The following is a 2727-nucleotide window of genomic DNA, read 5'->3' as shown; positions in this document are numbered from 1 at the left end:
TGCATACCCGGTGTTTTGCTGAGCAACTCCGGCACACTGGTCGCCTGACTCCGCTCAATATCTTCCCGCGTAATCACGGTAACCGGAGCCAAAGCCTCATCAACCGACTGAGCGGTTCTGGAAGCTGTCACAACCACTTCCTCGAGCTCGATGACTTCTTCACTGGCCTGAAGCGAGCCAGCCAGTCCTGCTGTCGCCAGTGCGACTGCAATGCGCAATGTATTAGGCATGGGGGGTTATTCCTTGTGTGTGTTTTCTGGCGTCTTTGAAGCCTTGGCAAGACTTTCTTTTCTGACGCTCTCAAGTTGTTGACAAAGGGACTCGGCAGCATCCAGCGCCCGGGGTGTCGGTCTGGATATCAAATGGCCTTGAACAGTCAACAGATGGTGCTTTTTCACCGCCTGTAGATCGCTCCATTTCGACCAGCGCTCTTCGATGGTTTTGCCGTCTTTGAGATTGTTGGAGCTGACAATGACCTCAGGATTCTTGACCAGAAGGGATTCCATGCTGACTTTGGGCACCCGTATTTTTGAGTCAGCATAAATATTCTGTCCGCCGCAGAGTTCTATCATCTGCCCGATAATCTGCTTCCTGCTGATGCTCATCAGCGGTTTGTTCCAGATTTCATAAAAGACAGTGACAGGCTTGTTGAGCCGGTATTTTTTCTTGATAGATTGGTAGCGCGCCAGAAACCTTTTTGCTTCTTTATCTGCTACCACAGAGGTACCAAACAGTTTCCCCAATCGCCTGATAACCGATGCAATCTCAGAAAAACTCAGTGGGTCAATATAGAAAACACTGACGCCCAATGATTCCAGCCTTGACGTCACTTTTGGACTGTTGCCGCCTGCCCAGGCCACCACTATGTCCGGTTTCATGGCAGCGATGGCTTCAACGCTGACATTGGGAAAGCCGCCTATTCGGGGAACTTTAGTAACGGCGGGTGGGTAGTCACTGTGATCGTCAACCGCAACAACCTGTTTGCCCGCCCCTGCAGCATAGATCAACTCAGTTGAGCCCGGAGAAAGACTAATTATTTTTTTGACGGATTCGGGAACACAGACTTCTCTTTTGAGGTCGTCTTCTACGCAAACCTCTGAAGCCTTTAACAACGTCGTATAGCCAGACAATACGAAAACAGTCAGCCAGATTGCAGGCTGACGATACCTCTCAAAAAAGCGCAGCACTTTTGCGACAGTCTTCTTGAGAGGTGAACGAATTCGTTCCCGACTTGTTTGATGCAGATGCCTCATGGAATCCCTGAGATCGATGTTTCTCAGGGCGGCAGACAGTTAGCCGGACGCAAAGCTCCAGCCGCAGGACAGTGATGACCGATCTCTCCTGTCAGAGACTTGTCAGTATCCGGGGAAGATATGAATATTCCCAACCGCCAGGTGACCCGCCCGGTTAGAAAGCTCGATAGCATCGAGCTTCCATGGTTGCTTTACTGAAGGCAGGTCTCCTGGCTCCGGGATCAACATGCTTTTCTCACCTTCCCGGATCTTGAATCCAGTGGTTTGGAAAGCCCGTAGAGGCTTTCTTGAGAACGCATTACTCCGTCACAGTTGCGGGCACAGCCGGGTTTAAAACCCCGTTCCCTATCGTTTGCAATCGGATAAACAGACCGTTTTGCAAACAATCCACAGCGTCTTAAAGGGTCAGCACTTTCTAAGCGCAGGCCATTGTCACCGTGGAACCTTCGTAAAGGTCGGGCATATTACCCGAACTTTCGTTTTAATTCACCCCTCTTTCGAAAAGCGAAATTACTCTTCGATCTTTGATTTGGGAGAGGCCAGCCAGAGCACTTCGCCTTCGTTCTTTCTGGCACAATGCCTTGAGAGCACATACATCACATCGGACAGCCTGTTGAGGAAAGTAATGAGAGGGGCATTAATGTCCGCACCGGATTCACGCAGTCGAATCACTGCACGTTCGGCCCTGCGGGAAACGGTTCTTACCATATGACAATGACAGGCGGCCGTGCCACCACCAGGCAGTGTGAAATTTTTCAATGGTGGTAAGTGTTCATTCAATTCGTCAATCAATACTTCCATTACTGTCGTATGTTCTTTCTGAATCAATTGATATCCTGGCATGGCCAACTCCCCGCCAACATCAAACAGTCTGTGCTGAATCTCACTGACCCGACTCAGCTGCGTGTCGGTCAAATCATCGGATTGCCTGAGCACATTGAGCAACATCCCCATCCAGCTGTTCGTCTCATCAACAGAGCCAATGGCTTCAATTCGATCATCGGCTTTCGATAATACGTCACCACTGCCAATCCGGGTGGTTCCCTTGTCACCGGTACGGGTATAAATTTTGGTCAGGCGATAACCTTTGCGTTCTTCTGTCATTTTAAATATCCCCTCACTCATCACTCTTTGGAACAGTCAAATATTTTTCACTGATCAACAGCTACCAATGTATTCAAATCAATATTCTGCTCGACGGCATCTGCCATTCTATTGATACCTTCTTCTCTGAGTGTTTCGTAGTCCAGTGTCGCTAATTGCCTGAGACCCGACCAGGTTAAAAGAGCATTGCAGGCCTCCGTTGTTTCGAAGACGCCATGCAGATAGGTACCAAAAATCTGACCATCTTCAGACATGACACCGTCCACACCCTGTTTCAGATGAATAAGAGGATTGCCCAGAGCCGGCCCATGGGTAATGCCCGCATGAATCTCGTAACCTGTCACCGAAACTTTTTCCATATCAGGAAGTG

3 protein-coding genes, 1 pseudogene and 1 riboswitch are annotated in these 2727 nt (G+C 49.4%); all 4 genes and pseudogenes read right to left on the bottom strand.

What is annotated here, in order from left to right:
- A partial coding sequence (locus tag KDK19_RS10975; protein WP_368736457.1) for a TonB-dependent receptor plug domain-containing protein occupies window positions 1-230 on the bottom strand: 230 nt, incomplete at its 3' end.
- Window positions 231-236: 6 nt separating this feature from the next.
- Window positions 237-1253, bottom strand: a complete 1017-nt coding sequence (locus KDK19_RS10970; RefSeq protein ID WP_257291956.1) for a cobalamin-binding protein — start codon at window positions 1251-1253, stop codon at window positions 237-239.
- Window positions 1254-1434: 181 nt separating this feature from the next.
- A riboswitch (cobalamin riboswitch) is annotated at window positions 1435-1644 on the bottom strand.
- 119 nt (window positions 1645-1763) lie between these two features.
- On the bottom strand, window positions 1764-2357 hold the full coding sequence (locus KDK19_RS10965) for a cob(I)yrinic acid a,c-diamide adenosyltransferase (protein ID WP_257291955.1): 594 nt from the start codon (window positions 2355-2357) through the stop codon (window positions 1764-1766).
- Window positions 2358-2404: 47 nt separating this feature from the next.
- Window positions 2405-2727 (bottom strand): annotated as a pseudogene (locus KDK19_RS10960) (cobyric acid synthase CobQ); the annotation flags it as partial.

Origin of the sequence: Endozoicomonas sp. ONNA1, from assembly GCF_024606325.1 — a bacterium.
Lineage (GTDB): Bacteria > Pseudomonadota > Gammaproteobacteria > Pseudomonadales > Endozoicomonadaceae > Endozoicomonas_A.
The sequence above is the reverse complement of the archived record's forward strand: the minus strand, read 5'-3'. Positions and strand labels throughout refer to the sequence as shown.

Excerpts from the sequence above, each read along its gene's own strand:
- KDK19_RS10970 (WP_257291956.1), bottom strand. The coding sequence starts at position 1,253 with ATGAGGCATCTGCATCAAACAAGTCGGGAACGAATTCGTTCACCTCTC.
- KDK19_RS10965 (WP_257291955.1), bottom strand. The coding sequence starts at position 2,357 with ATGACAGAAGAACGCAAAGGTTATCGCCTGACCAAAATTTATACCCGT.